Below are 23781 nucleotides of genomic sequence, written 5' to 3' on the forward strand. Positions count from 1 at the left end.
GTGCAGACACACGAGATCTCCAAGCGATTCACCGACCACTTCACGAGCAAGGGGCACACGCTGGTGCCCAGTGCCTCGCTGATCCTCGACGACCCGAACCTGCTGTTCGTGAACGCGGGGATGGTGCAGTTCAAACCGTTCTTCCTCGGCGAGGAGCCGCCGCCGTACCCGCGCGCGACCAGCGTGCAGAAGTGTGTGCGGACCGGCGACATCGACGAGGTCGGCAAGACGACCCGCCACAACACGTTCTTCCAGATGGCGGGCAACTTCTCCTTCGGCGACTACTTCAAGGAAGGTGCGATCGAGCACGCCTGGAAGCTGGTCACCGGCAGCCAGTCCGACGGCGGCTACGGTTTCGACCCCGACCGCATCTGGGTGACGGTCTACGAGACCGACGACGAGGCGATCGCGCTGTGGCGCAAGGTCGCCGGCCTGCCCGACGAGCGCATCCAGCGCCGCGACGGCAAGGACAACTACTGGGACATGGGTGTGCCCGGTCCCGGCGGCCCCTGCTCGGAGATCTACTTCGACCGCGGCCCCGAGCACGGCAAGGACGGCGGTCCCGTCGTGGACGAGGACCGCTACCTGGAGATCTGGAACCTCGTCTTCATGCAGGACGAGCGCGGGGAACTGTCCCCGAAGCTGGGACACGCGCCGATCGGTGAGCTGCCGGCCAAGAACATCGACACCGGTATGGGCATCGAGCGCGTCGCGTACCTGCTCCAGAACGTGGACAACGTCTACGAGACCGACCTCGTCCGCCCGGTGATCACCAGGGCGGAGGAGATGTCGGGACGGCGTTACGGCGCCAACCCCGTCGACGACGTCCGGTTCCGCGTCATCGCGGACCACGCGCGGTCGGGTGTGATGTTGATCGGCGACGGCGTCACCCCGGGCAACGAGGCGCGCGGCTACGTGCTGCGCCGCCTGCTGCGCCGCATCGTCCGCTCGGTCCGCCTGCTGGGCGTGAACGAGCCGGTACTGGGTGAGTTCGCGGCGGTCGTCCGCGACACCATGGGTCCCGCCTACCCTGAACTGGTCGAGCAGTTCGACCGTATTGACGGTGTGGTGCGCCAGGAGGAGGACACGTTCCTCCAGACGCTGTCCAGCGGCTCGAAGATCTTCGACGTCGCGGCGTCCGAGACCAAGCAGACCGGCGGCACGGTCCTGTCCGGTGACAAGGCGTTCCAGCTGCACGACACGTACGGGTTCCCGATCGACCTGACGCTGGAGATGGCGGCCGAGCAGGGCCTGAAGGTCGACGAGGACGGCTTCCGCCGACTCATGACCGAGCAGCGTGAGCGCTCGAAGCAGGATGCGGCGTCCCGCAAGGTCGGCCACGCGGACGGCGGCGCGTACCGCTCGATCCTCGACGACCACGGCACCACCGACTTCCTCGGGTACTCCGAGCTGTCGACCGAGTCGCGGGTCGTCGGCCTGCTCTCGCACGGCCAGCCCGCGGTGTCGGCGGGGGAGGGTGCGGAGGTCGAGGTCGTGCTCGACCGCACCCCGTTCTACGCGGAGGGCGGCGGTCAGCTCGCGGACACCGGCAAGATCGTCGGCGACGGCGTGGTGGTCGAGGTACACGACGTGCAGTCGCCGGTCGCGGGCCTGAACGTGCACCGCGGCAAGATCGTCACCGGTGAGCTGCTACTGGACGCGACAGTGCATGCGGAGGTCGACCCGTCGCGTCGCCGCGCGGTGTCTCGGTCTCATTCAGCAACTCACCTTGTGCACGCGGGCGTGCGGCGTGCGCTCGGCACACAGGCGGCGCAGGCGGGTTCGTTCAACGGACCGGGCCGGCTGCGGTTCGACTTCACCTCGCCAGGTGGCGCGGTGCCGGCGAGCGTGCTGGCGGACGTCGAGGACGAGGTCAACGACGTGCTGCTGAACGACTACGACGTGCAGGCGGACATCCTCACTCTCGACGAGGCGCGCAAGCAGGGTGCGATCGCGTTCTTCGGCGAGAAGTACGGCGAGAAGGTCCGCGTCATCACCATCGGCGACTACTCGAAGGAGCTGTGCGGCGGCACGCACGTGCACCGTTCCGGGGAGATCGGCGTGGTGAAGCTCCTCTCCGAGGCGTCGATCGGCGCGGGTGTGCGCCGTGTCGAGGCGCTGGTCGGCCTGGACGCGTTCCGGTTCCTCGCGCGGGAACACGTGCTGGTCGGACAGCTCGCGGAGCAGTTCAAGGTGCGCCCGGAGGAGCTGCCGGAGCGCATCGGCCAGACCGTCGAGCGGCTGCGCGTGGCGGAGAAGGAGCTGGAGAAGCTCCGTGCGGGGCAGCTGCTGTCGTCCGCGGGCACACTCGCGGAGTCGGCGGAGGACATCCACGGCACGGCGCTGGTCGCGATCGCGACACCGGACGGCATCGGCGGCAACGACCTGCGGCAGCTCGCGGGCGAGGTCCGCAACCGGCTCGGCGCGCGCTCCGGTGTGGTCGCGTTGTTCTCGGCGGACGGCGAGAAGGTGAGCTTCGTTGTCGCGACCACCTCGGCCGCGCGGGACGCGGGCTTCGCGGCGGGCAAGCTGGTGCCGGCGTTCGCGCCGGCGATCGGCGGTCGCGGCGGCGGCAAGCCCGACCTCGCGCAGGGCGGTGGCGGCAACCCGGCCGGCGTGCCGGACGCGGTCGCGGCGCTGCGCAAGGCGATCGACCAGGCGGCCACGTGACCGAACCCGACCGGCCAGGCCACGGGGATCCGGGGCCTGGCCGCAGGCTGGGTGTCGATGTTGGTTCGGTACGGGTCGGGGTCGCGCTCAGCGATCCGGGTCCCGTCCTCGCGACGCCACTCGTTACGCTGTCGCGCGACGCACGTTCGGGCAGTGATCTGGACCGGCTGGCCGAGCTCGTAGTCGAGTACGAGGTGGTCGAAGTAGTGGTTGGCTTACCCAGGACGCTTTCGGCAGGTCACGGTAAGGCCGCGGCGATCGCGACGGCATATGCCAGGCAGCTGGCGCGACGGGTACGTCCGGTTCCTGTCCGGTTGGCCGACGAACGGTTGACGACGGTGAGCGCCACGAGAATGCTGAGCGACCGCGGGGTGCGGGGTAAGCGGCAAAGAGCGGTGGTTGACCAGGCGGCCGCCGTGGAAATCCTGCAGGCCTGGCTGGACGGGCGCTTGGGGCGGACGCCACAGGAAGGGCTTGAGCCATGACCTACCCCGAAGACGATCTCGACCTCTTCGGTGAGGAACGTACGGAGCGCCACCGTCCGGTCCGCAGCAGTAGCGGCCGGCGACCAGCGCCGCGCAAGAAGAAGCGCCGGACCGTGGTGTGGATCGGCATGGTCGTGGTGCTGGCGCTGATCGGTGTCGGCGGGTACTACGGCTACAAGCAGATCGTCGGGATCGGCGACTACGACGACTTCGCCGGCCAGGGCAAGGGCGACGTCGTGGTCCAGGTGAAGGACGGCGACACCACGGCGGACGTCGCCAACACCCTGGTCGAGGCGGGTGTGGTCGCGAGCTCACGTGCGTTCGTGGTGGCCGCCGAGTCGAACTCCGCCGTGCGTGGCGTGCAGCCCGGCTACTACGTCATGAAGAAGGAGTCCTCCGGGGCCGCCGCGGTGAGCAAGATCGTCAATCCCGAGTCGCAGGTGGGCCAGTTCGAGGTCAAGCCGGGCAGCCAGCTCGAGAACATCACCCAGCCGGACGAGTCCGTGGTCAAGGGCATCACCGGGATGCTGTCCGACGCGTCGTGCGCGGAGCTGGACGGCAAGAGCACCTGTGTGCCGCCGGAGCAGTTGACCCAGGTCGTCCAGACCGGGGACCTGGCGAAGCTGGGGGTTCCGGAGTGGGCGATCCCCGACGCGAGCAAAGCCGAGCCGAAGCGCCGGCTCGAAGGACTGATCATGCCCGGCGTCTACGACGTCAAGCCGGGCTCGACGGCCGACGAGCTGTGGACGCAGGTGATGACCGAGTCGGCGACGCAGATGCAGGCGCTCGGCCTGCCGACGATCGCGGACGAGACCGGCTACACGCCCTACCAGGTACTGACCATGGCGTCGCTGGTGGAGAAAGAGGCGATCACCAAGGACTTCGGCAAGGTCGCCAGGGTGACGTACAACCGCTTACAGGAAGGCATGAAGCTCGAGTACGACTCGACGATCAACTACGTGCTGGACCGGCCGATGATCCGCACCAATCGCGAGGACCGCGAGCGGGTCGGTGCCTACAACACCTACGACAACAAGGGTCTGCCGCCGACGCCGATCTCGGCTCCTGGCGAGGGCGCGCTGCAGGCCGTCGTGAAGCCGGAGGAAGGTGGCTGGCTCTTCTTCGTGAAGTGCCAGAAGGACGGCACGTCGTGCTTCGCGACCACCAACACGGAGCACAACGACAACCGGGCCCTCGCGCAGGCGAACGGTGCCTACTGACGTTCGACGGGCGGCGATCGCCGGGAAGCCGGTCGCGCATTCGCTGTCACCGGTGCTGCACCAGGCCGCGTACGACGCGCTGGGCCTGAACATGACGTACTCGCGGCTGGAGGCGTCGGAGTCGGAACTGCCGACGCTGGTGGCGACGCTGGACGAGTCGTGGGTCGGCCTGTCGGTGACGATGCCGGGCAAGCGGGCGGCGCTGGAACTGGCGACCGTTGCGACCGCTCGTGCGCGGGCGGTCGGCGCGGCGAACACGTTGGTCCGCAAGGAAGACGGCTGGGCGGCGGACTGCACCGACATCGACGGGGTGGCGGGCGCGTTGCGGGCGGTGGGTTGTGTCTCCGCCACGACCGGCGTGGTGCTGGGTGCGGGAGGCACGGCCTGCGCGGCTCTCGCCGGCCTCGCGTCGCTGGGTGTGTCGTCGGCGACCGTGGTGGTGCGCGACGTCGCGAAGGCGTCGTCGGCGGTGAACTGCGGTGCGGCGCTCGGCCTGGCCGTGTCACCCGTCTCGTGGGCGGCCGCGGACTTCTCCGTGTTGTCGGCGTCGGCGTCGGTGCTGGTGAACACGACCCCGCCGGCCGCGGTCGCACCCTTGATCGCCGACCTGTCACTGGCGCCGTGCGTCCTGGACGTGATCTACCACCCGTGGCCGACCCCGCTGGCCACAGCGGTGGCCGAGCGCGGCGGCGTCCTGGCGACGGGCCTGGACATGTTGCTGCACCAGGCTTTCGGGCAGGTCGAGCAGTTCACCGGCAGGTCGGCCCCTCGCGAGGCCATGCGTGACGCCCTGCGCGCGGCGACGGGTGGCATCCTGCCGCTGCCGCTCTGACCTGGAGCCGTGGACGCTCCAGCACGCCGCGGCCGAGATCGACCGCATGCTGTGCTTCCGCGACCGGCTTCGCACCCACGACGACGACCGCGACCACTGCGCGGCGGTGAAACGCGAACTGTCCACACGGGAGTGGCGATACGTGCAGGACTACGCGGAGGCGAAAACCGATGTGGTGAAGGAGATCCTGGCGAAGGCCCTGACCTGACCTCCTCGCACGAAAGTCCCATTCGCTCGCTCTTCTCCTTGCCCTCCAGGCCCGCACCCCCGACCCTGGAGTCATGACTCTTTCCCTCCTCCTCGCAACCACCGGTGCCGCTTCGGGAGCAGCCGCCCAGTCGGTGCTCACCCGCATCCGCCGAGGCGCGACTGTCCATAAAGGATGGACGGCTCTGGGTGTCGCGACACTGTGGACACTGGCCGGCTGGCGCGCCGAAACGGGTCACCTGCCCTGGTGGTGGCTCCCGATACCCCTGGTGGTGGCCTGGCTGGCCGTGACGCTGACGGCGGTCGACCTGAAACACCGCCGCCTGCCGAACGTTGTGACGCTGTCGGCCTACCCGGCCATAGCTATGGCGGTGTCGCTGGCCAGCACGCAGTCCGGCTGGCACGTGGCCAAAGGCGCGCTGCTGGGTGCCCTGGCGCTGGGCGGCGGTTACCTGATGCTCCACCTGGTGTCCCCCGCGGCCATGGGTGGAGGCGACGTCAAACTGTCCGGCAGTCAGGGCGCGGTTATGGGTGCGGTGGGTATGCCAGCGGTGCTGGTGGGTACGGCGCTGGCAGCGATCCTGACGCTCGCGCTGAGCCTGACGGTCCCGAAGCGTCGACGCCACCAATGGCGGTCAGGCATCCCGCACGGCCCAGCCCTACTGGCGGCAACCTATGTGATTGCAACGTTCCCAGCTATCACGACCCCGCCATGAGTGTCCACAAGGGATGATTCGCGTGGTTGGGCCGTGTTGTGTCAGCTCGCGACTGTGTCGGTGTCCAGGAACTCGAGGGGGAGCCCTTGGCCGAGTGCCCAACCCTCCGCGAGGCGGCCGTTGTCGACGCGGAAGATCTCGATCAGCATCGGCCGCACGCCGCCGTCCGGCGTCGGGATTCCCTCGACGGACGAGCGGATGGCGACCTTGTCACCGTCAACCAGAATGTCCTCGGCGACGACGCGATAGTCGGGAAGATGGGCGACGAGGCTACGCCAGGCCTCTTTGCCTGCCTCGAACCCGGTGGTGCCGAGCGGATGACTGAAGAAGTCGGGGGTGAACAGATCGTCGGCTTGGTCGAACTGACGAGTGTTGAAGCACTCCTGCATCCGCCGCACCAAGTCGCCGGCGTCGCGTGTGGTCATCGGCAGGCTCTCCTCATGGTCGAGTGTCATAACCGGGTCGTCGCCCCGGTTATGGTTCGCACTATACGGTGCGGCGCCCCGGTTACAAAGGCTGTCACGTGACCTTCGGCGTCGGTCTGCCCGACCGAGCGTTGATAAAAGGGGGCATCTGATCTTGATTGGTGTCGGTATGTCCGGTTCGGGTGCCGGCTGATAGCTTGATCAACTTGTGGGTGGCCGGCCCGCGTATCGCAGGGACTTGTCCGATGCTCGTTGGGCGTTGATCGAGCCGACGTTGACCGCGTGGCGGGCGGCTCGGCGGGGGCCGGGGACGGTGACGCGGGTGCATGAGTTGCGGGAGATCGTGAACGCGATCCTGCACGTGTGCCGGACCGGGATCGCGTGGGAGTACCTGCCGGTGCGCCGTGATGCGCTGTGTGACCGAGTGGGGGTGAGAGACCCCTGCCGTTGGCCTGTCGCAGCAGGCTGACCGTAGCTGAGGGCAGCCCGAACCAGGTGACGCTGGTGAGGGTGGCAAGCAGCCCTGACAAAGCCGGGATGGGCCAGGACCGTCAGATGGTGTGTGCCCGGCAAGCGTGGTGGAAAGGAGTACGCGAGGAACCGGCGTTGTAAAGCCCTTCACAATTCCCACCGGCTCGAACCTGACGGATCTGGGCCGGGCGCGGTGCGTACCGTCGCCGTTGCGGTGGCGGGAACTTCCGGGGCGAACAGGCAGTAGCTTCCGGGAGGCCACGAGGAAGGTCTGCGGCGTACTCGTGGCGATGCCGCTGGGGCAGAGTCGGGCTCCTCCTCCATCGAGCGGGACACAGTGAACACGGGAACCGTCCGACACCACCTCCGCACTCTCCAGGCGCCCAGCGTGGCGGTGTGGATAGGGGCGTCGACCGCTGAACGGGTCGGACGGGGCGGAGTCGTCGTAGTACTTCGAGCCGGGGAAAGCCCGGTACATGGGGAAGGACGACAGCGGTTTGGAGAAGGGAAGGATGCTGTAATGCCGCAAGACGCGCCGCTGGACGGCAGCGCTTCGCCGGTGCCGGTCCCGGTGGGACCGCACGGGCGAGTAGCGGAGATGCAGGCCAAACTTCACCGTTGGGCGGCGGCCGATACTGGCCGTCGGTTCGACGACTTGTTCAACCTGGTCTGTGACCCGGCGACGCTGATGATGGCGTTCGAGCGGGTCGCGGGTAACCGGGGCGCGAGAACCCCGGGCGTCGATGGCCTCACGGTCAGCGACGTCGAGGAGGGTATTGGTGTCCCGGGGTTTCTGCACGATTTACGGGTGTCGTTGAAGGACGGCTCGTTTCGGCCGTTGCCGGTGCGGGAACGGATGATCCCGAAGCCGGGTGGGTCGGGCAAGGTTCGCAGGTTGGGGATTCCCACGGTCGCGGACCGGGTCGTGCAGGCGGCGTTGAAACTGGTACTGGAGCCCGTGTTCGAGGCTGGCTTCGAACCGGTCTCGTATGGGTTTCGTCCCTCGCGGCGGGCGCAGGACGCGATCGCCGAGATCCATATGCTGGGTACCAACGGGTATCGGTGGGTGCTGGACGCGGACATCCACGCGTGTTTCGACGAGATCGATCACGCGGTACTGATGGACGAGGTTCGGGACCGGATCAAGGACAAGCGCGTTCTACGGCTGGTGAAGGCGTTCCTCAAAGCCCGGGTTCTGACCGAACTCCGTGTTCGTCGGGACACCATCACCGGTACGCCTCGGGGCGGCATCCTGTCTCCGCTGTTGGCCAACATCGCCTTGTCGGTGCTGGATAGGCATCTGCAGGAGCCATGGAAGCCGGGTGGGGCGATGTCGACTGGGAAACGTCGCAACACCCGCCACGTTAAGGGCCTGCCGACGTGGAAGATCGTCCGCTACGCGGACGACTTCCTCGTGCTGGTCAACGGCACGCGGCAGGACACCGAGGCGTTGCGTGACCAGATCGCGATGGTGCTTGCACCGCTGGGTCTGCGGTTATCGATTGTGAAGACCCAGATAGTGCACCTGAGTGAGGGAGTTGATTTCCTCGGGTTCCGCATCCAGTGGCGCCGCAAACGAGGAACGGACAAGTGGTACGTCTACACCTTCGTCGGCAAGCGGCCGGTCCGGTCGGTCAAAGCGAAAGTGCGTGCCCTGACCCGCAAGACGTCGCAGCAGGACCTGGGATTCGTGCTGCACCAGCTGAACACGGTGCTGCGCGGGTGGGCGTATTACTTCCGGCACGCGGTCGCCAAGGACACCTTCCATGCGTTGGACAACTTCACCTGGTGGCGAGTGGTGCACATGCTGCGTACTCGGCATCGGTGGAGTTGGAAGGAGTTCCGGCGTCGGCATACCACCCCGACCGGGCGTTGGGTGCCCATAGCGGCCGGAAAGATCGAACTGGCACGGATCGGCACGATCCCGGTGACCCGGTACCGCTACCGCGGCAGCAAGATCCCTATCCCCTGGGTTACTGGAACAGCCTGACGGCACAGACCGTGGAGAGCCCGGTGCGTTGAGAGGCGCACGCCGGGTTCGGCGAGCGGCCTGGGGAAACGGACCAGCAGTAACGCTGGCACAGCGCCCCAGGCCGACTCAACCATGACTTCCCTCGCCCGACAAGACAGTCTATGACTACGACGCCAAGTGGGAAGCCTATGGAACACCGAGGCCCTGCATGACTTGCTCCGCCAACAGGTTCGGGTGGCGAAAGGGCGTGCGGCCACTCCGACCGCAGCGATCATCGACTCGCAGAGCGTGAAAACCTCCTGCAACGTAGCCGAAGCCAGCCAGGACATCGACGCGGGCGCGGGATCCCGCGCCCGCGTCGGGACGGCAGCGTGGCCGGCCCGGCCCGTCACGGCTGACACTGATTCCGTCGAGCAGCGGCAGAAGCTGGGGATTGTCCCCGGCCTGGCCGGGGGTGAGCAGGATCCGCATCGGCCGGCCGCGGTCGTCGACAGCGAGGTGGATCTTGGTGCTCAGTCCACCGCGCGAGCGGCCGAGGTGTTCCCCGTCGACGGCGAGGGCTTCGGTTTCGGCGGTGCGACCCCCTTTTTCCGGGCTCCAGCCGCGTGCTGGTGGGCCCGGACCACGGTCGAGTCGACACTGATCACCCACTCGACCTCACCGACCGCATCGTCTTTGACGATCACTTCGTCGAGGATCTTCTGCCACAGCCCGGTCTTGGTCCACAGCCGCAACCGCTCATGCGCGGTCTTCCACGGCCCGTACCGCTCGGGCAGGTCACGCCACGGCGCACCCGTCCGTAGCTTCCACAGGATCGCGTTGAGCACCTGACGGTGATCACGCCACCGCCTGCCACCACCCGACACCGGCGGCAACAACGGCTCAATCCGACCTAAACCAAGATCAGATGCCCCTAAGTGATCGTTGCTGGTCGGGCCGCCGTGGCATCGGTGATCCACATATCGTCGAACCAGCACAACATGATCGTCGACCAGCACGTACAGTGCGGTCAGGAGGAGTGTCCATCTCATTCGTCACGGATGCCCACCTGTGCCCGCTCTCATCTAGGACCGACATGTCCAGCCGACCGCCCGAACGCGCCGCGCCGAACTCCTCGACAGTTCACGGTGGTGGCCGGGAGTTGCGAGCCGACGCGCGCCGCAATCGCGAGCGGGTGCTGCGGACCGCGCAGCAACTGTTCGCCACAGACGGTCTCGGCGTCTCGCTCGACGAGATCGCGCGTCGGGCGGGTGTTGGGCCCGGCACCGTCCACCGGCACTTCCCCACCAAGGAAGCGCTGTACCTCGCGGTCACGATCGATCAGCTCGAGCAGCTGGTGGCGGAGGCGACAGCGCTCGCCGCCACCGACGATCCCGCGGCGCTGTTCACCCAGCTCTCTCGAATGGTGGCCATGGGTGCCGAGAACGCGGCCGTGAAGAGCGCGTTGACGGCTGCCGAGTTCGACCTGCGCACCGCCGCCCCGGATGTCGCGGCGGACCTCACCGGCCAGGTCGCGGAGCTGCTCGACCGCGCGCACACAGCCGGCGCCGTGCGACGCGACGTCACCGTCGACGACGTGATGGCGCTCGTCGCCGGGGCCTTCGCCGCGATCCGGCACGCCAACGCGGAGACCAGCCAGCAACGCTCAGCACACCTCGCCCAGATCATCCTCGACGGGCTACGGCCCCGATGACGAACAGCGCCGGCGCTTGCGGCAGAACGTGTCACACCAGACGCACCCTGTAGTCGTAACGGCCGGACTCGGGGCCACGCTGAGCTGGTCCGAAGCGCGAACGGCGTCGTCTGAGGCCGGCACAAGGGCCGAGTGGCGGCATGACAGGATCAGCGGGTGTTGCGTTGGATCACCGCTGGGGAATCACACGGGCCCGCGCTGGTCGCCGTGCTGGAAGGCATGGTCGCCGGGGTTGAGGTCACCACAACCGACCTGAGCGAGCAGCTTGCCCGCCGCCGCCTCGGGTTGGGGCGTAGCCCGCGCATGGGGTTCGAGACCGACCGGGTCGAGTTCCTCGGTGGCGTGCGGCACGGGGTGACCCAGGGCGGGCCGGTCGCGGTGCGGATCGACAACGCCGAGTGGCCCAAGTGGGAGAAGGTCATGTCCGCGGATCCCGTGGACCCCGAGGAACTGGCCGGCCTCGCCCGCAACGAGCGGCTCACCCGGCCCCGACCCGGCCACGCCGACCTCGCCGGGATGCAGAAGTTCGGCTTCGACGACGCCCGCCCGGTGCTCGAACGGGCCAGTGCGCGGGAGACCGCGGCCAGGACCGCCCTCGGCACCGTGGCTCGTTCCTTCCTGCGGCAGCTGCTCGGCGTGGAGATCATCAGCCACGTCGTCTCGATCGGGGGTGCCGACGCACCCGAGGGTCCGCTGCCCGGCCCGGAGGACCTGGCCGCCATCGACGAGAGCCCTGTCCGCGCGTTCGACCCGGCCGGTACCGAGGCCATGGTCGCCGAGGTCGAGGCCGTCAAGGCGGCCGGTGACACCGTCGGGGGCGTCATCGAGGTCATCGCCTACGGGCTGCCGCCGGGGCTCGGCTCGCACGTGCACTGGGACCGCCGCCTCGACGCGCGTCTCGCCGCCGCGCTGATGGGTGTCCAGGCCATGAAGGGCGTCGAGGTCGGCGACGGCTTCACCACCGCGCGCCGGTGGGGCAGCAAGGCGCACGACGAGATCGACCCCGCCCACCCGGGCATCACCCGCCGCACCAACCGAGCCGGCGGGCTGGAGGGTGGCATCACCAACGGCGAGCCGCTGCGCCTCCGTGTCGCGATGAAGCCGATCTCGACCGTCCCACGTGCACTATCCACTGTGGATACGGCGACGGGTGAGCCTGCCGTCGCGATCCACCAGCGGTCCGACGTGTGCGCCGTGCCCCGCGCTGGCGTGGTTCTCGAGTCCGTCACCGGGCTCGTGCTCGCCGAGGCCGCACTGGAGAAGTTCGGTGGTGACTCGCTCGCCGAGACCCGCCGGAACGCCGATTCCTACCTGAAGGCACTGCAGGAGCGCTGGTGACTGGACCCGCACTGATCCTCGTCGGCCCGCCCGGTTCCGGGAAGAGCACGGTCGGCCGCCTGGCGGCGGAGCGGTTGGGACTCGTGTTCCGCGACTTCGACGACGACCTCGAGCAGGCACACGGCGTGCCGGCCGGGGAACTGGTCGTGAAGCTCGGCCGCGAGAAGTTCCAGGAATCCGAGCGCGAACTGCTCGAAGTCCTCCTGCCGAAGCACGACGGTGTGCTGGCACTCGGCGGCGGCACACCAACGGCGCCCGGGGTGCCCGAGCTCCTGGAGCCGCACCACGTGGTGTTCCTGGACGTGGACCTCGACCACCTCCTGCGCCGTGAGGGCCTGGTGCCGCTGCACCCGTGGCTGCTGCCGAACCCCCGCGCGCACCTGAAGGAACTGCTCACCACCCGACGCCCGATCTACCAGTCGGTCGCCGCCGCGACGGTGCCGACCAGCGAGCGCACCCCGGAAGAGGTCCTGGCCGACGTCCTCGCGACGATGCCCGTGGCCAACTGACTCCGGCGAATGTCGGTGCTGTCCGCTATGCATTGACGCATGGCACTCCGACTTGAGCGTGCTCAGGTCCTCGCATACCGGGCCTGGGCGCAAGGGCTGTCCGGTACTGGTGCCGTGGACGTGCTCACGCCAGGGCTGCAGGACACGCCCGCTGGTTCCGCCACGCTCGCGTTACGCCACCGCACCGGCCGTGTGGAGCCACTGGACCAGCCACACCTGGTGCTCGCGCTGACCGTGCGTGGTACGCCCCACCTGCACCGGCGGGCCGACCTGCCGATGCTGCGCGCAGCATTACGCCCACACGACACCAGGACACTGGCTGGCTACCTGGGTGGCTTCGGTGACACGTTGATCAGGACCGGAGCGGACGGCCCCGCACTGCTGGCACGGGTCGCCGACGAGATGCGGGCGGCGTTCCCCGGCGAGATCGTCACCAAGGGCGAGCTGTCGAGCGCGGTGAGCCCCAACGTTCCCGAAATCGTCCGTCCGTGGTGTGAATCCTGCGGCACCGCACACGTCGCCGACGGCATGTTCCGTCTGGCCACCCTCTACGCCGGCATCGAACTCGTGCCCGGTGAGGATCGCCGTCTGCGCTTCCGCATGCCTGTTGGCGAGCCGACCGAGGAGAAGGACACCCAGGCGGCCACGACCGACCTACTGCGAACGGCAATCCGCCTGGCCGGGCCACTCACCCTTGGCGACCTGGTGCAGTGGCTGAACAACCGATCGGTGACGGCGCCCCCGGACTGGATGCGTCCGGTGTGGACGAACCTCGAGATGGCGACGGTCGACGTAGACGGCAGGGAACTCCAGGCGACGACGGACATGGTCGACGCTCTGGGTGACGCACCGGCACCACCGCCGGTGTTGCTGCTGCCGCCACGCGACGTCTATGTCCTGGGCCACCGCCCGTTCCTCGCCCCGGACCGCGAACTGGCGAAGGAGGTGTGGCGCGCGCTGAGCAGCCCTGGCGTTCTGGTGGTGAACGGCGAGGTGGCAGGCACCTGGCGAGCCCGCAAGTCCGGCCGGACGCTCGAGCTCACGATCACTCCCCACCTCGCGCTCACCACGAGACTCCGCAAGGCGATCGACAAGCAGGCCGAGCTCGTGGCGGAAACCCGCGCCCACGAAGGAAAGTTGACGGTGACGATCGCCTGACCCGCTCGGGCCGAGGGTCCTCGCGGGCGGTTGCGGCGGTTGTCACCAGCAGGTCGACGTGACCGTGACATGCTCTTACCAGCGACAGCGAGCATAAGGAGCGGGAACGTGGAGCCGGTGCGCATCAAGGTCGCCACCGAACGGCCGTATGACGTGGTGATCGGGCGTGACCTCGGCGACGAGCTGGTCGCGGCGGTCGACGGGGCGCCCAAGGCGGCCGTCGTGCATCCGCCGACCCTGGTGGAGTTGGCCGAGGCGACTCGGCAACGGCTGCTCGACAACGGGATCGACGTCCACCTCGTGCCCGTGCCCGATGCCGAGGCCGGGAAGACGCTCGCCGTGGCGGGGGAGTGCTGGGACGCGCTCGCCGCCATGGGGATGGACCGCGGGGGCACGGTCGTGGCGCTCGGCGGAGGCGCGGTCACCGACCTCGGGGGGTTCGTCGCCGGCTCGTGGATGCGGGGGGTTCGGCTGGTCAACGTGCCGACGACCCTGCTCGGCATGGTCGACGCGGCCGTGGGCGGCAAGACCGGCATCAACATCGGCGCCGGGAAGAACCTCGTCGGGGCCTTTCACGAGCCCAGCGCCGTGATCGTCGACCTCACCACGCTCCGGACGCTGCCGGCTGACGAGCTGGTGCCCGGCATGGCCGAGATCCTCAAGGGCGGCTTCATCGCCGATCCCGGCATCCTCGACCTGTTCGAGGCCGACCCCACCGCCGCGCTCGACCCCGACGGGGACGTGCTCGCCGAGCTCGTCCAGCGCAAGATCCAGGTCAAGGCCGACGTCGTCGCCGCCGATCTGCGGGAGTCCAGTCTGCGCGAGATCCTCAACTACGGCCACACGCTCGCGCACGCCATCGAGCGACGCGAGCAGTACCGGTGGCGGCACGGCGCCGCGGTGAGCGTGGGTCTCGTGTTCGCCGCCGAACTGGCCCGCGCCGCAGGTCGCCTCGACGACGACACCGCGGACCGGCACCGCACGATCCTCGAAGCGATCTCGCTGCCGACCACCTACGACCCGGACGCCCTGCCCGAGCTGACCCAGACCATGCTCGGCGACAAGAAGACCCGCGCCGGACGCCTCCGCTTCGTCGTCCTGGACGGCCTGGCCAAGCCAGGACGCCTGGAGGACCCGTCCGAGGACCTGATGGCCGAGGCCTACACAAACCTCAACACCCCCCAATGACGCGCGAGTCTCGCGTCCGGCCCCCGCGAGTCTCGCTTTCGGCCCCTGCGAGTTCCGCGTTGGGCCCCCGCGAGTTGCGTTTTCGGGCCCACCCGGGAGGTGCCCGAAACGGCCGGCTCGCGGTCCAGGGGGTCGTTGCCGGCTGCTCGGTGTGGGGTGGGTTGGGTTGGTGTGCGCGGTCTGAGGGGTTTGGTGGCGGCCGGCTCGCGGTTGAGTGGGTGCGTGCTGGCCGTTCGGCGTCGGGTGGGTTGGGTTGGTGTGCGCGGTTCGGGGGCTTTGGTGGCTGGCGGCTCGCGGTCGAGGGGGTCGTTGCCGGCTGCTCAATGTGGGGTGGGTCGGGTTGGTGGGTGCGGTTTGAGGGCTTCAGAGGCGGCCGACGTGCGGTTGGGTCGGTGCGTGCTGGCCGTTTGGCGTCGGGTCGGTTGGGTTCGCGGGCGCGATTCGGGGGCTTTGGTGGCTGGCGGCTCGCGGTCGAGCGGGTCGTTGCCGGCCGCTCGACCGCGAGAGGGTTCGGACAGGGAGGTCAGCTCGCGGCCGGTAGTGCCGACTCCACCGGGAGGCCCGCGGCCACCCAGTCCTCGATGCCCTCCCGGTACTTGCGGACGTTGGTGTACCCGAGGTCGGTCAGCAGTTGGGCCACCTGCTGGCTGTTCGGGCACGCCGGGTTCGAGCAGTACGTCACGATCGCCGCGTCGCGGGTCGGGAGCAGTTCCGCCGCCCGGGTCCGCACGTCCGCCGCGACCAGGGGGATCGCGCCCGGCAGGTGTTGCCGCGCCCAGTACTCACCGCCCAGGGCGTCGACCACCGTCACCTCGCCGGCCTCGATGGCGGCCAGCAGGTCCGCCCTGCTGATCAACTCCGTCATTTCTCCTCCAAGTGGACTACGGTCCGGATAGACATGAGCGACAACAGTGGACTGCGGTCCGGTTATTCCCCGCCAGCGAAAGAGCGTGCCGATGCCGCGCGCAACCGGGCCCTCGTGCTCGACGCGGCCGCCCGGCTGTTCCGGGACCACGGGGTGGCGGACGTGTCGATGGACCAGGTCGCGGCCGCGGCGGGCGTCGGCAAGGGCACCCTGTTCCGCCGCTTCGGGGACAAGGCGGGCCTCGCCGTCGCACTCCTGGACGAGCAGGAGCGCCGGCTCCAGGCCGCGATCCTGAGCGGTCCGCCGCCGCTCGGACCCGGAGCCGCCCCGACGGCCCGGCTGGTCGCCTTCCTCGACGCCTACGTGGACTTCCTGGACGACAACCTGGACCTCGTCCACATGTCCGAGACCGCTCGGCCCGGCGCCCGCTACGCGATCGGTGCGTACCGTCTCTGGCACCGGCACGTCGCCCACCTGCTCGAACAGGGCGGTGTCCCGGACGCGGACTACCTCGCCCACGCCCTCCTCGCCCCGCTCGCGGCCGACCAGCGGACGGCGCTGCGGGACGAGATCGGCCCGGCACGGGTCAAGAACGGCCTGGCTACGCTTGCGCGAGCCATCCTCGAAGGAGACACATCATGACCGTGTTGGTGCTCAACGGGCCCAACCTTGGCCGGCTGGGCACGCGTGAGCCCCACATCTACGGCCACACCACCTACGCCGACCTCGAGGCGCTGTGCGAGAAGGCCGGCCGCGACCTGGACCTCGACGTCCAGGTGCGCCAGACCGACCACGAGGGCGAGATGATCGGCTGGCTGCACGAGGCGGCCGAGCACGGCCATCCCGTGGTGCTCAACGCCGGCGCGTGGACCCACTACTCGATCGCGATCCGCGACGCGTGTGCCCTGCTCACCGCCCCGCTGATCGAGGTCCACATCTCCAACGTGCACAAGCGCGAGGAGTTCCGGCACCACAGCTACCTGTCCGCCGTCGCCACCGGCGTCATCGTGGGCCTCGGCGTCGACGGGTACACGCTCGCGCTCCGCTGGCTGGCCGACCACAAGTGAGGCCGGTGGAAGAGCGCGACACCGACGCGCTGATCAGGTTGTTCGCCGACCCCGAGCTGAGCCGATACCACGCCCGCGACCTCACGAGACCGGACCAGGTCCGGGAGATCGCCGCGGTCTGGCGTGGGTACGAAGGCCCCGCCGGCACCGGTATCTGGATCGTCGAGCGGGACGGCGAAGTGGCTGGCATCTGCGCGCTCCGCGTCTCTCCCGAACTGCCCGACGGCGTTCTCGAATGCGGTTGGCACATCGCCCGGGACCACTGGGGCACCGGCCTCGCCCGGAAGGTCGCCACCCGACTCGTCCACACCGGCCTCGCGATAGCACCGGCCGTCTTCGCCCTGGTCCACGAGGACAACGCGCGGGCACGGCGCTTCGCCGAGCGGCTCGGGTTCCTCGACGTCGGTGGCCGCGAACACTACGGCGGCCCGCACCGTGTGCTCGTGGCGCTGCCCACCAAGCCTGCCGGTGTGCACCACGTCGAGCTGTGGGTCGCCGACCTCGCCGCCGCCGAGAAGACGTTCGGCTGGCTGTTCGGTGAGCTCGGCTGGCACGAGTACCAACGCTGGGACCGCGGCGTGAGCTGGCGCCAGGGTGACAGCTACGTCGTCGTGGAGGACTCGCCGGCTCGCACCGGCGACCGGCACGAGCGGACCGCGCCCGGCATCAACCATCTCGCGCTCCACGCAGGTACCCGCGAGGACGTGGACCGCATCGCCGCCGCCGCGCCCGCACACGGCTGGCGGCTGATGTTCGCCGACCGGCACCCGTTCGCCGGCGGTCCGGACCACTACGCGGCCTATCTGGAGAACGCGGACGGCTTCGAGGTGGAGCTCGTCGCCCGATCGTGAATCTCGTCCTACGGCGCGTAGTCACTAGACTGTCCTTCGGCTGAATGTTGTGCCCACTACGGAGGTCTTCCACGATGCGCGTCACGCACCGTCGAAGACACATGCTTGCTGCCCTGATCGTCACGGCGGTGGCCGCGGCCTGCACCCCGAGCGAGGCGGCGCCCGACCCCGTCCACGGCCCGGCCGCGGCGGCGACCGAGGCGCCGAAGCCGGTCGCGCCACCCGTCACCGACCCCGTGGCCCTGACCACGATCGCCGGTCGGCAAAGCCCCGGGGTCGTCGCAGCCGGCAGCGGGGACGCGCCCTACAACTACGCGCCGTCGGTGCTGTGGGACGGCGGCCGCTATCGCATGTGGTGGTGCAGCCAGCTCGGCATCGCCAACCCGCCCGGCGACGACATCCTGCTCGCCGAGTCCGCGTCCCCCGACGGCCCCTTCGCCGGCCCGGACGGCAGCGGCGGCACCCCGATCTTCTCCGGCAGCGCCACCAGCTTCGACGCCGTGCACACCTGCGACCCGTCGGTGCTCAAGGTCGGCGGGACGTACTACATGTACTACACGGGTGCGGCGGGCGATCACGCCCACGGCAACGCGATCGGGCTCGCGACCAGCACAGACGGGCGCGTGTGGACCCGGGCCAACGGCGGCAGGCCGCTCGTCACCGCGTCGCGGGACGTCAACCGCAGCAACACCTACGGCGCCGGTCAGCCGTCGGTCGTCTACGTCGCCGGCCTCTTCTACCTGATGTTCACCGACACCACCGGTGAGGCCGCGGGCCACAACGGCGCGGGCCAGTTCGTGCTGCGCTCCCCGGACCCGGCCTTCACCAGGGACGTCGAGGCACTGGGCACCGGCGGGTTCCGCGCCGTTCCCGACACCAGTGCCCGCTACCGCTCTGTCGTCGACGCGTTCAGCGCCGACTGGATGTGGGTGGACGCGCTCGCCGCGTTCGCCATCGCCCACGAGACCGCGGAAGGCACCACGATCACCTTCTGGGACTGGGGTTTCCGGTTCCAGCCCTACCAGCCACTGCTGCTGCCCGGCCCGTGGCGGGAGGGACCGGGGCTGGTGCGCAGAGCCGACGGGCACGCCGTGGTGTCGACGGACAACCCGTGCGGCAAGGTCGCGATCGACCTCGTGCGGGCCACCCAGGAGGGACCGCACGGGCCGTCCGGGCTGGCGCACTTCGGTCTCGACGTGGTCGACTTCGACGCCTGCGAGGACCCGGCGCGAGCCGTGCTCGCGCTCGACGGGTTCGCGGTGCCGTCGCCGACCCGCACCGTGGACCTCGTGATCGGCGGCCAGATCGTGCGCTTCGACCGGAGGTCGGTGGCCGAGAAACTCGCCATCCGTGTTCTCGCCAGGCGCCCGCCGTCGCTCGACAAGGTCAAGGTGGCCGCGCACGTCACGCCAGGGGTCCCGGTCCGGCAGTCTGCCGACCGCGGCATCGCGTTCCTGATGAACGACCGCCTGTGGCGGATCGCGTCGACGGCCGTCGCGACGGCGAACTCGTCGACGTCGCTGGACATCACCCCGCAGGAGTGGGACGCCTACGCGCGCGGCGCGGACCTGGTCGGCCCACCGCGCTGAGCGTCCTCGGGTTCGTCGCCGCTCACGCGGGTCGAGCGGATCCAGTTGCCGGCGCCGAGCCCGATCGCCGCCGGGATCAACACAAGCAGCGCGGTGAACGCCGCCCCGCCGGTCAGCGCGCTCCCCAGGTCGGCGACCCCGCTCTGGTCCACGAACACCGACTTGCCGATCACGCCGAGGACGGCGCCGCCCCAACCGGCCACCAGCGAGGCGATGAGCCACGCCCGCCCGGCATCCTCGACCTCACGCCAGCGGTCGACCGCGCCCCACACGGCCGCCACCCCGACGAGCACGCCGAGCGTGATCGCCTCGAACAGCGTCCGGGACGTCGGGTGCCCGACGCCGAAGTCGGTACGCAGTGTCTCGGCCGCGGCGTGCACCACGGCCATCGTCGCGCCTCGGACCAGCCACGTTCGCATTGGGACACCCTATGCCCACTAAGGTCGATGTCATGCCCGAGACGCACGTGCGCCGCCGCGCGGCGCTGCGGTCCCGCCTCCGGGAGCGCGACCTGGACGCCCTGCTGGTGGTCGACCTGCGCAACGTGCGCTACCTGACCGGGTTCACCGGTTCGAACGCCGCGTTGCTCGTCCACGCCGCCGGCGACGACGGCACGGTCTTCTGCACCGACGGCCGCTACCTCACGCAGTCCGCCCGGCAGGTGCCCGACCTGGAACGCCTGATCGAGCGGCCGTGCCCGCCGGCGCTCGCCGCGCTGGCCGGCGCCAAGGGCTACGGCCGCACCGGTTTCGAGAGCCACCGGGTGACCGTCGACGACCTGGACGTGCTCGCCGAGCAGGCGGAGAAGGTCGAGCTGGTCCGCGCGCCCGGCCTGGTCGAGGAACAGCGCGTGGTGAAGGACGAGAACGAGATCGAGGCGCTGCGCATGGCGTGCGCGGCCGCCGACCGCGCCTTGGCCGACCTCATCGAACACGGTGGTCTGCGGCCGGGCCGCACCGAGCGTGAGGTGGCCCGCGAGCTGGAGACCCGCATGCTCGACCACGGCGCTGCCGGCCCGTCGTTCGACACGATCGTCGCCGCCGGTGCGAACTCGGCGATCCCGCACCACCGGCCGACCGACGCGGAGCTGGCCACCGGCGACCTGGTGAAGCTCGACTTCGGCGCGCTGGTCGACGGCTACCACTCGGACATGACCCGCACCTTCGTGCTCGGCGCGCCCGCGGACTGGCAGCGTGAGCTGTACGACCTGGTCGCGACCGCGCAGGCGGCTGGCCGCGCGGCGCTGCGGGTCGGCACGGCCGTCGCCGACGTCGACGCGGCGGCCCGCGCGGTCGTCGAGGCGGCCGGGCACGGCGACGACTTCCTGCACGGGCTCGGACACGGAGTCGGGCTGGAGATCCACGAGGCACCGTCCCTGGCCAAGACGGGTGAAGGTACACTTTCTGCCGGCATGGCTGTCACCGTGGAGCCGGGCGTGTACCTGTCCGGCAAGGGCGGGGTCCGTATCGAGGACACGCTCGTCGTGCGGGACGGCGATCCCGAGCTTCTCACGCTGACGACCAAACAGCTCGTCGTCGTGTAGACGATCCGACTAGGAGAGAACGACCCCGTGGCATCCACGAACGACCTGAAGAACGGCCTGGTGCTCAACCTCGAGGGCCAGCTCTGGAGCGTTGTCGAGTTCCAGCACGTCAAGCCCGGCAAGGGCCCGGCGTTCGTGCGGACCAAGCTGAAGCACGTGATGACCGGCAAGGTCGTCGACAAGACCTTCAACGCGGGCATCAAGGTGGACACCGCGACGGTCGACCGCCGCGACATGACCTACCTGTACGAGGACGGCGGCCAGTTCGTCTTCATGGACGGCGAGACCTACGAGCAGGAGCACATCGACGGCGACGTCGTCGGCGACAACTCGCGGTTCCTGCTGGAGAACCAGACCGTCACGGTCGCCACGCACGAGGGCACCCCGCTGTTCATCGAGCTCCCGACCTCGGTCGAGCTCGTGATCAAGCAGACCGACCCCGGCCTGCAGGGCGACCGCTCCACCGGCGGCACCAAGCCGGCCACGCTGGAGACCGGCGCCGAGATCCAGGTGCCCCTGTTCCTCTCGACCGGCGAGAAGGTCAAGGTGGACACCCGCGACGGTCGCTACCTCGGCCGCGTCAGCTCATAGATGGGCGCGCGCAGCAAAGCTCGCAAGCGCGCGGTCGATGTCCTGTACGCGGCGGCCCTGCGTGACGCCGACCCGCTGGCCCTGCTGGCCGAACGGGCCGAGGTAGCGGAAAACCCGGTGCCGAACGACTACGCCACCACCCTCGTCGAGGGCGTGGTGGCACACCGCGAGCGCATCGACGAACTCCTCACCGAGCACGCCGAGGGCTGGACACTCGACCGCATGCCGTTCGTCGACCTCGCCATCCTGCGCCTCGGCCTGTTCGAACTGCTGTGGGCCACGGACGTACCGGACCCGGTCGCCATCGACGAGGCCGTGCAACTGGCCCGTTCCCTGTCCACGGACGACTCACCCCGCTTCGTCAACGGCGTACTGGGCCGCCTGGCCTCGATAGCGGACCGGCTACGCGCCACCCTGTAGGTCGCGGAGTCGGGTTCCCGCCAGAGAATGTCGGTGCCCGGCCCTAGCGTGGCGCACATGACCTTCACTTCGGGCGGTGCCGAACTGTCCACGTCGTACGGTGCCGTGCATGTCTGATCGACGATCACTGCTCGCCGCCGCTGTCACCGTGTTCCTGTGGGCCTCGGCCTTCGTGGCGATTCGTAGCGCCGGGGTGTACTACTCGCCGGGCGCGCTCGCGTTGGGGCGGTTGTTCGCGGGTTCGGTGGTGCTGGTCGCGTTGTTGGTGGTGCGGCGGGAAGGGTTACCGCCGCGGGCGGCGTGGTCCGGGATCCTGGTGTCCGGGGTGTTGTGGTTCGGCGTGTACATGGTGGCGCTGAACTGGGGTGAGCAGGAGGTCGACGCCGGCACCGCCGCGATGGTGGTGAACGTGGGGCCGGTGCTGATTGCGTTGCTGAGTGGCTGGCTGCTGCGGGAAGGGTTCCGGCCGCGCGTGCTGGCCGGCATCGGGGTGTCGTTCGCCGGTGCCGTGTTGGTCGGCGTCTCCATGTCCGGGGAAGGCAGCGCCTCGGTGCTGGGGGTCGGCCTGTGCGTGGTGGCGGCGGTGAGCTACGCGGTCGGTGTGGTGTCGCAGAAACCCGCGCTACGGTACGGAAGTGCGTTGCAGGTGACGACGTTCGGCTGTCTGGTCGGCATGGTGGCGTGCCTGCCGTTCACCGGTCAGCTGTTGTCGGAGGCCGGTTCGGCGCCGTTGTCCGCCACGCTGAACCTGTTGTACCTCGGCGTGTTCCCGACCGCGCTGGCGTTCATGACATGGGCCTACGCCCTGGCCCGCACCACGGCAGCCCAGATGGGCGCGACGACGTACGTCGTGCCGGCATTGGTGATCGTCATGTCCTGGCTGCTGCTGAGCGAGGTGCCCGGCTGGCTCACGTTCGCCGGCGGTGCGCTGTGCCTGACGGGCGTCGCGGTGTCACGCGCTCGCCGACCCGCGCAGGCGGAACCGGACCGGTCGGCCAAGGTGACCACGGGTTAACCGAGGACACCGGGCAGGTCGAAGATGTCGAACACCGCTGGATCCTGGAAAACGACGGTGTGCGCGATCTTCCCGCCGGTGACGGTGAACACCTGCACGGTGTGGAGGCGGAGTGTTCCGTCGGGATCCGGTGCGTACGCCGCCACGGCCGGTTGGCCGTTGGCCCCGGTGGGCACCATCCGCCACCCGACGCCGCGCATCGCGAACACGCGCCGGATGAAATCGCCGTAGCGGTCGCGTCCGACGTACCACAGCGGCACCGGCGGCATCTCGAGAATCGCGTCCTCGGTGAGCAGTTCGACCAGAGTGTCCACATCGGCCGCTTCGAAAGCACGGACATAGGCCTCCACGGTCGCGCGGACGTCTGGATCGTCGGGGCGATCGACCTCCTCCTCGACGAGGGTGGCGTTCGCGAGTGCGGTCCGCGCTCGCTGAAGGGCGCTGTTCACGGACGCGACCGAGGCGCCGGTCAGCTCGGCCACCTCGGCGGCGCGAAACTCCAACACCTCACGCAGCACCCACACGGCGCGTTGACGTGGCGGCAGGAGTTGTATGGCCGCGATCAGAGCCAACCGCATGCTGCCCCGCTTCACCGCCAGGGCCTCGGGATCGGTGGCATCCGCGAGCCGGGCATCGGGAAACGGTTGCAGCCACGGCACGTCGAACGCCGGCAACAGGGGCGCGTCCGAATCAGTGCTCGGTGCGCCCAGCCCGGACGGCAGCGGCCGGCGCGCCTTACCGTCCAGCGCGGTCAGGCAGACGTTCGTCGCGATGCGGTACAGCCACGTCCGGACCGACGCCTTGGCGCCGTCGTAGCTGTCGCGTGCTCTCCACGCTCGCAGCATCGTGTCCTGCACGAGGTCCTCCGCCTCGTGGACCGAGCCGAGCATCCGGTAGCAGTAGGCCAGCAGCTCGCGGCGGTACGGCTCGAAATCGAGCATGGTCACGGCGATGAG

Annotated in this window: 25 protein-coding genes and 2 pseudogenes; 21 read left to right on the forward strand and 6 right to left on the reverse strand. The window is 69.5% G+C overall.

The window, feature by feature from the left end; genetic code table 11:
- The 6 genes from alaS to VF106_RS12780 all read left to right on the forward strand — a co-directional run bounded on the left by alaS (position 1) and on the right by VF106_RS12780 (position 6130).
- The gene (gene alaS / locus VF106_RS12755) at positions 1-2670 is read left to right on the forward strand and encodes an alanine--tRNA ligase (RefSeq protein ID WP_330839872.1); all 2670 of its coding nucleotides are present in this window, start codon (positions 1-3) and stop codon (positions 2668-2670) included.
- A complete protein-coding gene (gene ruvX / locus VF106_RS12760; protein WP_330839873.1) occupies positions 2667-3155 on the forward strand; it encodes a Holliday junction resolvase RuvX in 489 nt (162 codons plus the stop codon). Before alaS ends, ruvX begins: the two co-directional genes overlap by 4 nt.
- The gene (gene mltG / locus VF106_RS12765; RefSeq protein ID WP_330839874.1) at positions 3152-4375 is read left to right on the forward strand and encodes an endolytic transglycosylase MltG; all 1224 of its coding nucleotides are present in this window, start codon (positions 3152-3154) and stop codon (positions 4373-4375) included. The genes ruvX and mltG overlap by 4 nt, the downstream gene beginning before the upstream one ends.
- On the forward strand, positions 4365-5207 hold the full coding sequence (locus VF106_RS12770) for a shikimate dehydrogenase (RefSeq protein ID WP_330839875.1): 843 nt from the start codon (positions 4365-4367) through the stop codon (positions 5205-5207). Before mltG ends, VF106_RS12770 begins: the two co-directional genes overlap by 11 nt.
- Positions 5182-5415 (forward strand): GrpB family protein, encoded by a 234-nt coding sequence (locus VF106_RS12775; RefSeq protein WP_330839876.1) that lies wholly within the window; start codon positions 5182-5184, stop codon positions 5413-5415. Before VF106_RS12770 ends, VF106_RS12775 begins: the two co-directional genes overlap by 26 nt.
- A gap of 73 nt (positions 5416-5488) precedes the next feature.
- Positions 5489-6130 carry a prepilin peptidase gene (locus VF106_RS12780; protein ID WP_330839877.1) on the forward strand — a complete coding sequence of 214 codons (642 nt, stop codon included), beginning with the start codon at positions 5489-5491 and terminating at the stop codon, positions 6128-6130.
- 41 nt (positions 6131-6171) lie between these two features.
- Here VF106_RS12780 and VF106_RS12785 read toward each other — a convergent pair whose 3' ends face one another.
- Entirely contained in the window at positions 6172-6555 is a 384-nt protein-coding gene (locus VF106_RS12785) for an ester cyclase (protein WP_330839878.1), read from the reverse strand.
- A 208-nt stretch (positions 6556-6763) separates the two neighbouring features.
- Between VF106_RS12785 and VF106_RS12790 the strand changes: the two are divergent.
- Positions 6764-6952, forward strand: a pseudogene (locus VF106_RS12790) (transposase); the annotation flags it as partial.
- A gap of 462 nt (positions 6953-7414) precedes the next feature.
- Positions 7415-9016 (forward strand): group II intron reverse transcriptase/maturase, encoded by a 1602-nt coding sequence (gene ltrA, locus VF106_RS12795; RefSeq protein WP_330839879.1) that lies wholly within the window; start codon positions 7415-7417, stop codon positions 9014-9016.
- A gap of 168 nt (positions 9017-9184) precedes the next feature.
- Here ltrA and VF106_RS51165 read toward each other — a convergent pair.
- Positions 9185-9541 (reverse strand): annotated as a pseudogene (locus VF106_RS51165) (transposase); the annotation flags it as partial.
- Complete coding sequence (locus VF106_RS12805; RefSeq protein ID WP_414638947.1) at positions 9511-10029, reverse strand: IS5 family transposase; 519 nt, start codon at positions 10027-10029, stop codon at positions 9511-9513. The pseudogene VF106_RS51165 and the gene VF106_RS12805, both read right to left, overlap by 31 nt.
- 44 nt (positions 10030-10073) lie before the next feature.
- Here VF106_RS12805 and VF106_RS12810 point away from each other — a divergent pair, with 44 nt between their 5' ends.
- From VF106_RS12810 to aroB, 5 genes are all read left to right on the forward strand, one after another.
- Complete coding sequence (locus VF106_RS12810; RefSeq protein WP_330839880.1) at positions 10074-10691, forward strand: TetR/AcrR family transcriptional regulator; 618 nt, start codon at positions 10074-10076, stop codon at positions 10689-10691.
- Positions 10692-10847: 156 nt separating this feature from the next.
- On the forward strand, positions 10848-12029 hold the full coding sequence (aroC, locus tag VF106_RS12815) for a chorismate synthase (RefSeq protein WP_330839881.1): 1182 nt from the start codon (positions 10848-10850) through the stop codon (positions 12027-12029).
- Complete coding sequence (locus VF106_RS12820) at positions 12026-12538, forward strand: shikimate kinase (RefSeq protein WP_330839882.1); 513 nt, start codon at positions 12026-12028, stop codon at positions 12536-12538. Before aroC ends, VF106_RS12820 begins: the two co-directional genes overlap by 4 nt.
- Positions 12539-12577: 39 nt before the next feature.
- The gene (locus VF106_RS12825; protein ID WP_330839883.1) at positions 12578-13696 is read left to right on the forward strand and encodes a DNA glycosylase AlkZ-like family protein; all 1119 of its coding nucleotides are present in this window, start codon (positions 12578-12580) and stop codon (positions 13694-13696) included.
- 69 nt (positions 13697-13765) lie between these two features.
- A complete protein-coding gene (gene aroB / locus VF106_RS12830; RefSeq protein WP_330839884.1) occupies positions 13766-14884 on the forward strand; it encodes a 3-dehydroquinate synthase in 1119 nt (372 codons plus the stop codon).
- Between the two features lie 523 nt (positions 14885-15407).
- Here the strand turns inward: aroB and VF106_RS12835 are convergent.
- Positions 15408-15749: a rhodanese-like domain-containing protein gene (locus VF106_RS12835; RefSeq protein ID WP_330839885.1), complete on the reverse strand. Its 342-nt coding sequence runs from the start codon at positions 15747-15749 to the stop codon at positions 15408-15410.
- Positions 15750-15782: 33 nt separating this feature from the next.
- On the opposite strand from VF106_RS12835, the gene VF106_RS12840 reads away from it, so the two are divergent.
- From VF106_RS12840 to VF106_RS12855, 4 genes are all read left to right on the forward strand, one after another.
- Positions 15783-16391 carry a TetR/AcrR family transcriptional regulator gene (locus tag VF106_RS12840; protein ID WP_330839886.1) on the forward strand — a complete coding sequence of 203 codons (609 nt, stop codon included), beginning with the start codon at positions 15783-15785 and terminating at the stop codon, positions 16389-16391.
- Positions 16388-16816: a type II 3-dehydroquinate dehydratase gene (aroQ, locus tag VF106_RS12845; RefSeq protein ID WP_330839887.1), complete on the forward strand. Its 429-nt coding sequence runs from the start codon at positions 16388-16390 to the stop codon at positions 16814-16816. The genes VF106_RS12840 and aroQ overlap by 4 nt, the downstream gene beginning before the upstream one ends.
- Before the next feature lie 5 nt (positions 16817-16821).
- Complete coding sequence (locus tag VF106_RS12850; protein ID WP_330839888.1) at positions 16822-17667, forward strand: GNAT family N-acetyltransferase; 846 nt, start codon at positions 16822-16824, stop codon at positions 17665-17667.
- 101 nt (positions 17668-17768) lie between these two features.
- Positions 17769-19256 carry a beta-xylosidase gene (locus VF106_RS12855; protein WP_330839889.1) on the forward strand — a complete coding sequence of 496 codons (1488 nt, stop codon included), beginning with the start codon at positions 17769-17771 and terminating at the stop codon, positions 19254-19256.
- On the opposite strand, the gene VF106_RS12860 is transcribed toward VF106_RS12855, so the two are convergent.
- Positions 19217-19675, reverse strand: a complete 459-nt coding sequence (locus VF106_RS12860) for a B-4DMT family transporter (protein WP_330839890.1) — start codon at positions 19673-19675, stop codon at positions 19217-19219. The two genes, VF106_RS12855 and VF106_RS12860, sit on opposite strands and share 40 nt — an antisense overlap.
- 32 nt (positions 19676-19707) lie before the next feature.
- Here VF106_RS12860 and VF106_RS12865 point away from each other — a divergent pair, with 32 nt between their 5' ends.
- The 4 genes from VF106_RS12865 to VF106_RS12880 all read left to right on the forward strand — a co-directional run bounded on the left by VF106_RS12865 (position 19708) and on the right by VF106_RS12880 (position 22825).
- Positions 19708-20799 carry a M24 family metallopeptidase gene (locus tag VF106_RS12865; RefSeq protein ID WP_330839891.1) on the forward strand — a complete coding sequence of 364 codons (1092 nt, stop codon included), beginning with the start codon at positions 19708-19710 and terminating at the stop codon, positions 20797-20799.
- 27 nt (positions 20800-20826) lie between these two features.
- Positions 20827-21390: an elongation factor P gene (gene efp, locus VF106_RS12870; protein WP_330839892.1), complete on the forward strand. Its 564-nt coding sequence runs from the start codon at positions 20827-20829 to the stop codon at positions 21388-21390.
- A complete protein-coding gene (nusB, locus tag VF106_RS12875; RefSeq protein WP_330839893.1) occupies positions 21391-21810 on the forward strand; it encodes a transcription antitermination factor NusB in 420 nt (139 codons plus the stop codon).
- A 109-nt stretch (positions 21811-21919) separates the two neighbouring features.
- Positions 21920-22825 (forward strand): DMT family transporter, encoded by a 906-nt coding sequence (locus tag VF106_RS12880; RefSeq protein WP_330839894.1) that lies wholly within the window; start codon positions 21920-21922, stop codon positions 22823-22825.
- On the opposite strand, the gene VF106_RS12885 is transcribed toward VF106_RS12880, so the two are convergent.
- A complete protein-coding gene (locus VF106_RS12885; RefSeq protein ID WP_330839911.1) occupies positions 22822-23766 on the reverse strand; it encodes a sigma-70 family RNA polymerase sigma factor in 945 nt (314 codons plus the stop codon). The two genes, VF106_RS12880 and VF106_RS12885, sit on opposite strands and share 4 nt — an antisense overlap.
- Positions 23767-23781: the final 15 nt, after the last annotated feature.

Origin of the sequence: Actinophytocola sp. (assembly GCF_036378875.1) — a bacterium.
GTDB lineage: Bacteria > Actinomycetota > Actinomycetes > Mycobacteriales > Pseudonocardiaceae > Actinophytocola.

Coding starts and splice junctions, on each gene's coding strand:
- VF106_RS12840 (WP_330839886.1), top strand. CDS start 15,783: ATGAGCGACAACAGTGGACTGCGGTCCGGTTATTCCCCGCCAGCGAAA.
- VF106_RS12860 (WP_330839890.1), bottom strand. CDS start 19,675: ATGCGAACGTGGCTGGTCCGAGGCGCGACGATGGCCGTGGTGCACGCC.
- VF106_RS12865 (WP_330839891.1), top strand. CDS start 19,708: ATGCCCGAGACGCACGTGCGCCGCCGCGCGGCGCTGCGGTCCCGCCTC.
- VF106_RS12780 (WP_330839877.1), top strand. CDS start 5,489: ATGACTCTTTCCCTCCTCCTCGCAACCACCGGTGCCGCTTCGGGAGCA.
- VF106_RS12880 (WP_330839894.1), top strand. CDS start 21,920: ATGTCTGATCGACGATCACTGCTCGCCGCCGCTGTCACCGTGTTCCTG.
- VF106_RS12785 (WP_330839878.1), bottom strand. CDS start 6,555: ATGACCACACGCGACGCCGGCGACTTGGTGCGGCGGATGCAGGAGTGC.
- aroQ (WP_330839887.1), top strand. CDS start 16,388: ATGACCGTGTTGGTGCTCAACGGGCCCAACCTTGGCCGGCTGGGCACG.
- nusB (WP_330839893.1), top strand. CDS start 21,391: ATGGGCGCGCGCAGCAAAGCTCGCAAGCGCGCGGTCGATGTCCTGTAC.
- VF106_RS12835 (WP_330839885.1), bottom strand. CDS start 15,749: ATGACGGAGTTGATCAGCAGGGCGGACCTGCTGGCCGCCATCGAGGCC.
- VF106_RS12805 (WP_414638947.1), bottom strand. CDS start 10,029: ATGAGATGGACACTCCTCCTGACCGCACTGTACGTGCTGGTCGACGAT.
- VF106_RS12855 (WP_330839889.1), top strand. CDS start 17,769: ATGCTTGCTGCCCTGATCGTCACGGCGGTGGCCGCGGCCTGCACCCCG.
- VF106_RS12810 (WP_330839880.1), top strand. CDS start 10,074: ATGTCCAGCCGACCGCCCGAACGCGCCGCGCCGAACTCCTCGACAGTT.
- VF106_RS12885 (WP_330839911.1), bottom strand. CDS start 23,766: ATGCTCGATTTCGAGCCGTACCGCCGCGAGCTGCTGGCCTACTGCTAC.
- VF106_RS12825 (WP_330839883.1), top strand. CDS start 12,578: ATGGCACTCCGACTTGAGCGTGCTCAGGTCCTCGCATACCGGGCCTGG.
- aroB (WP_330839884.1), top strand. CDS start 13,766: ATGCTCTTACCAGCGACAGCGAGCATAAGGAGCGGGAACGTGGAGCCG.
- mltG (WP_330839874.1), top strand. CDS start 3,152: ATGACCTACCCCGAAGACGATCTCGACCTCTTCGGTGAGGAACGTACG.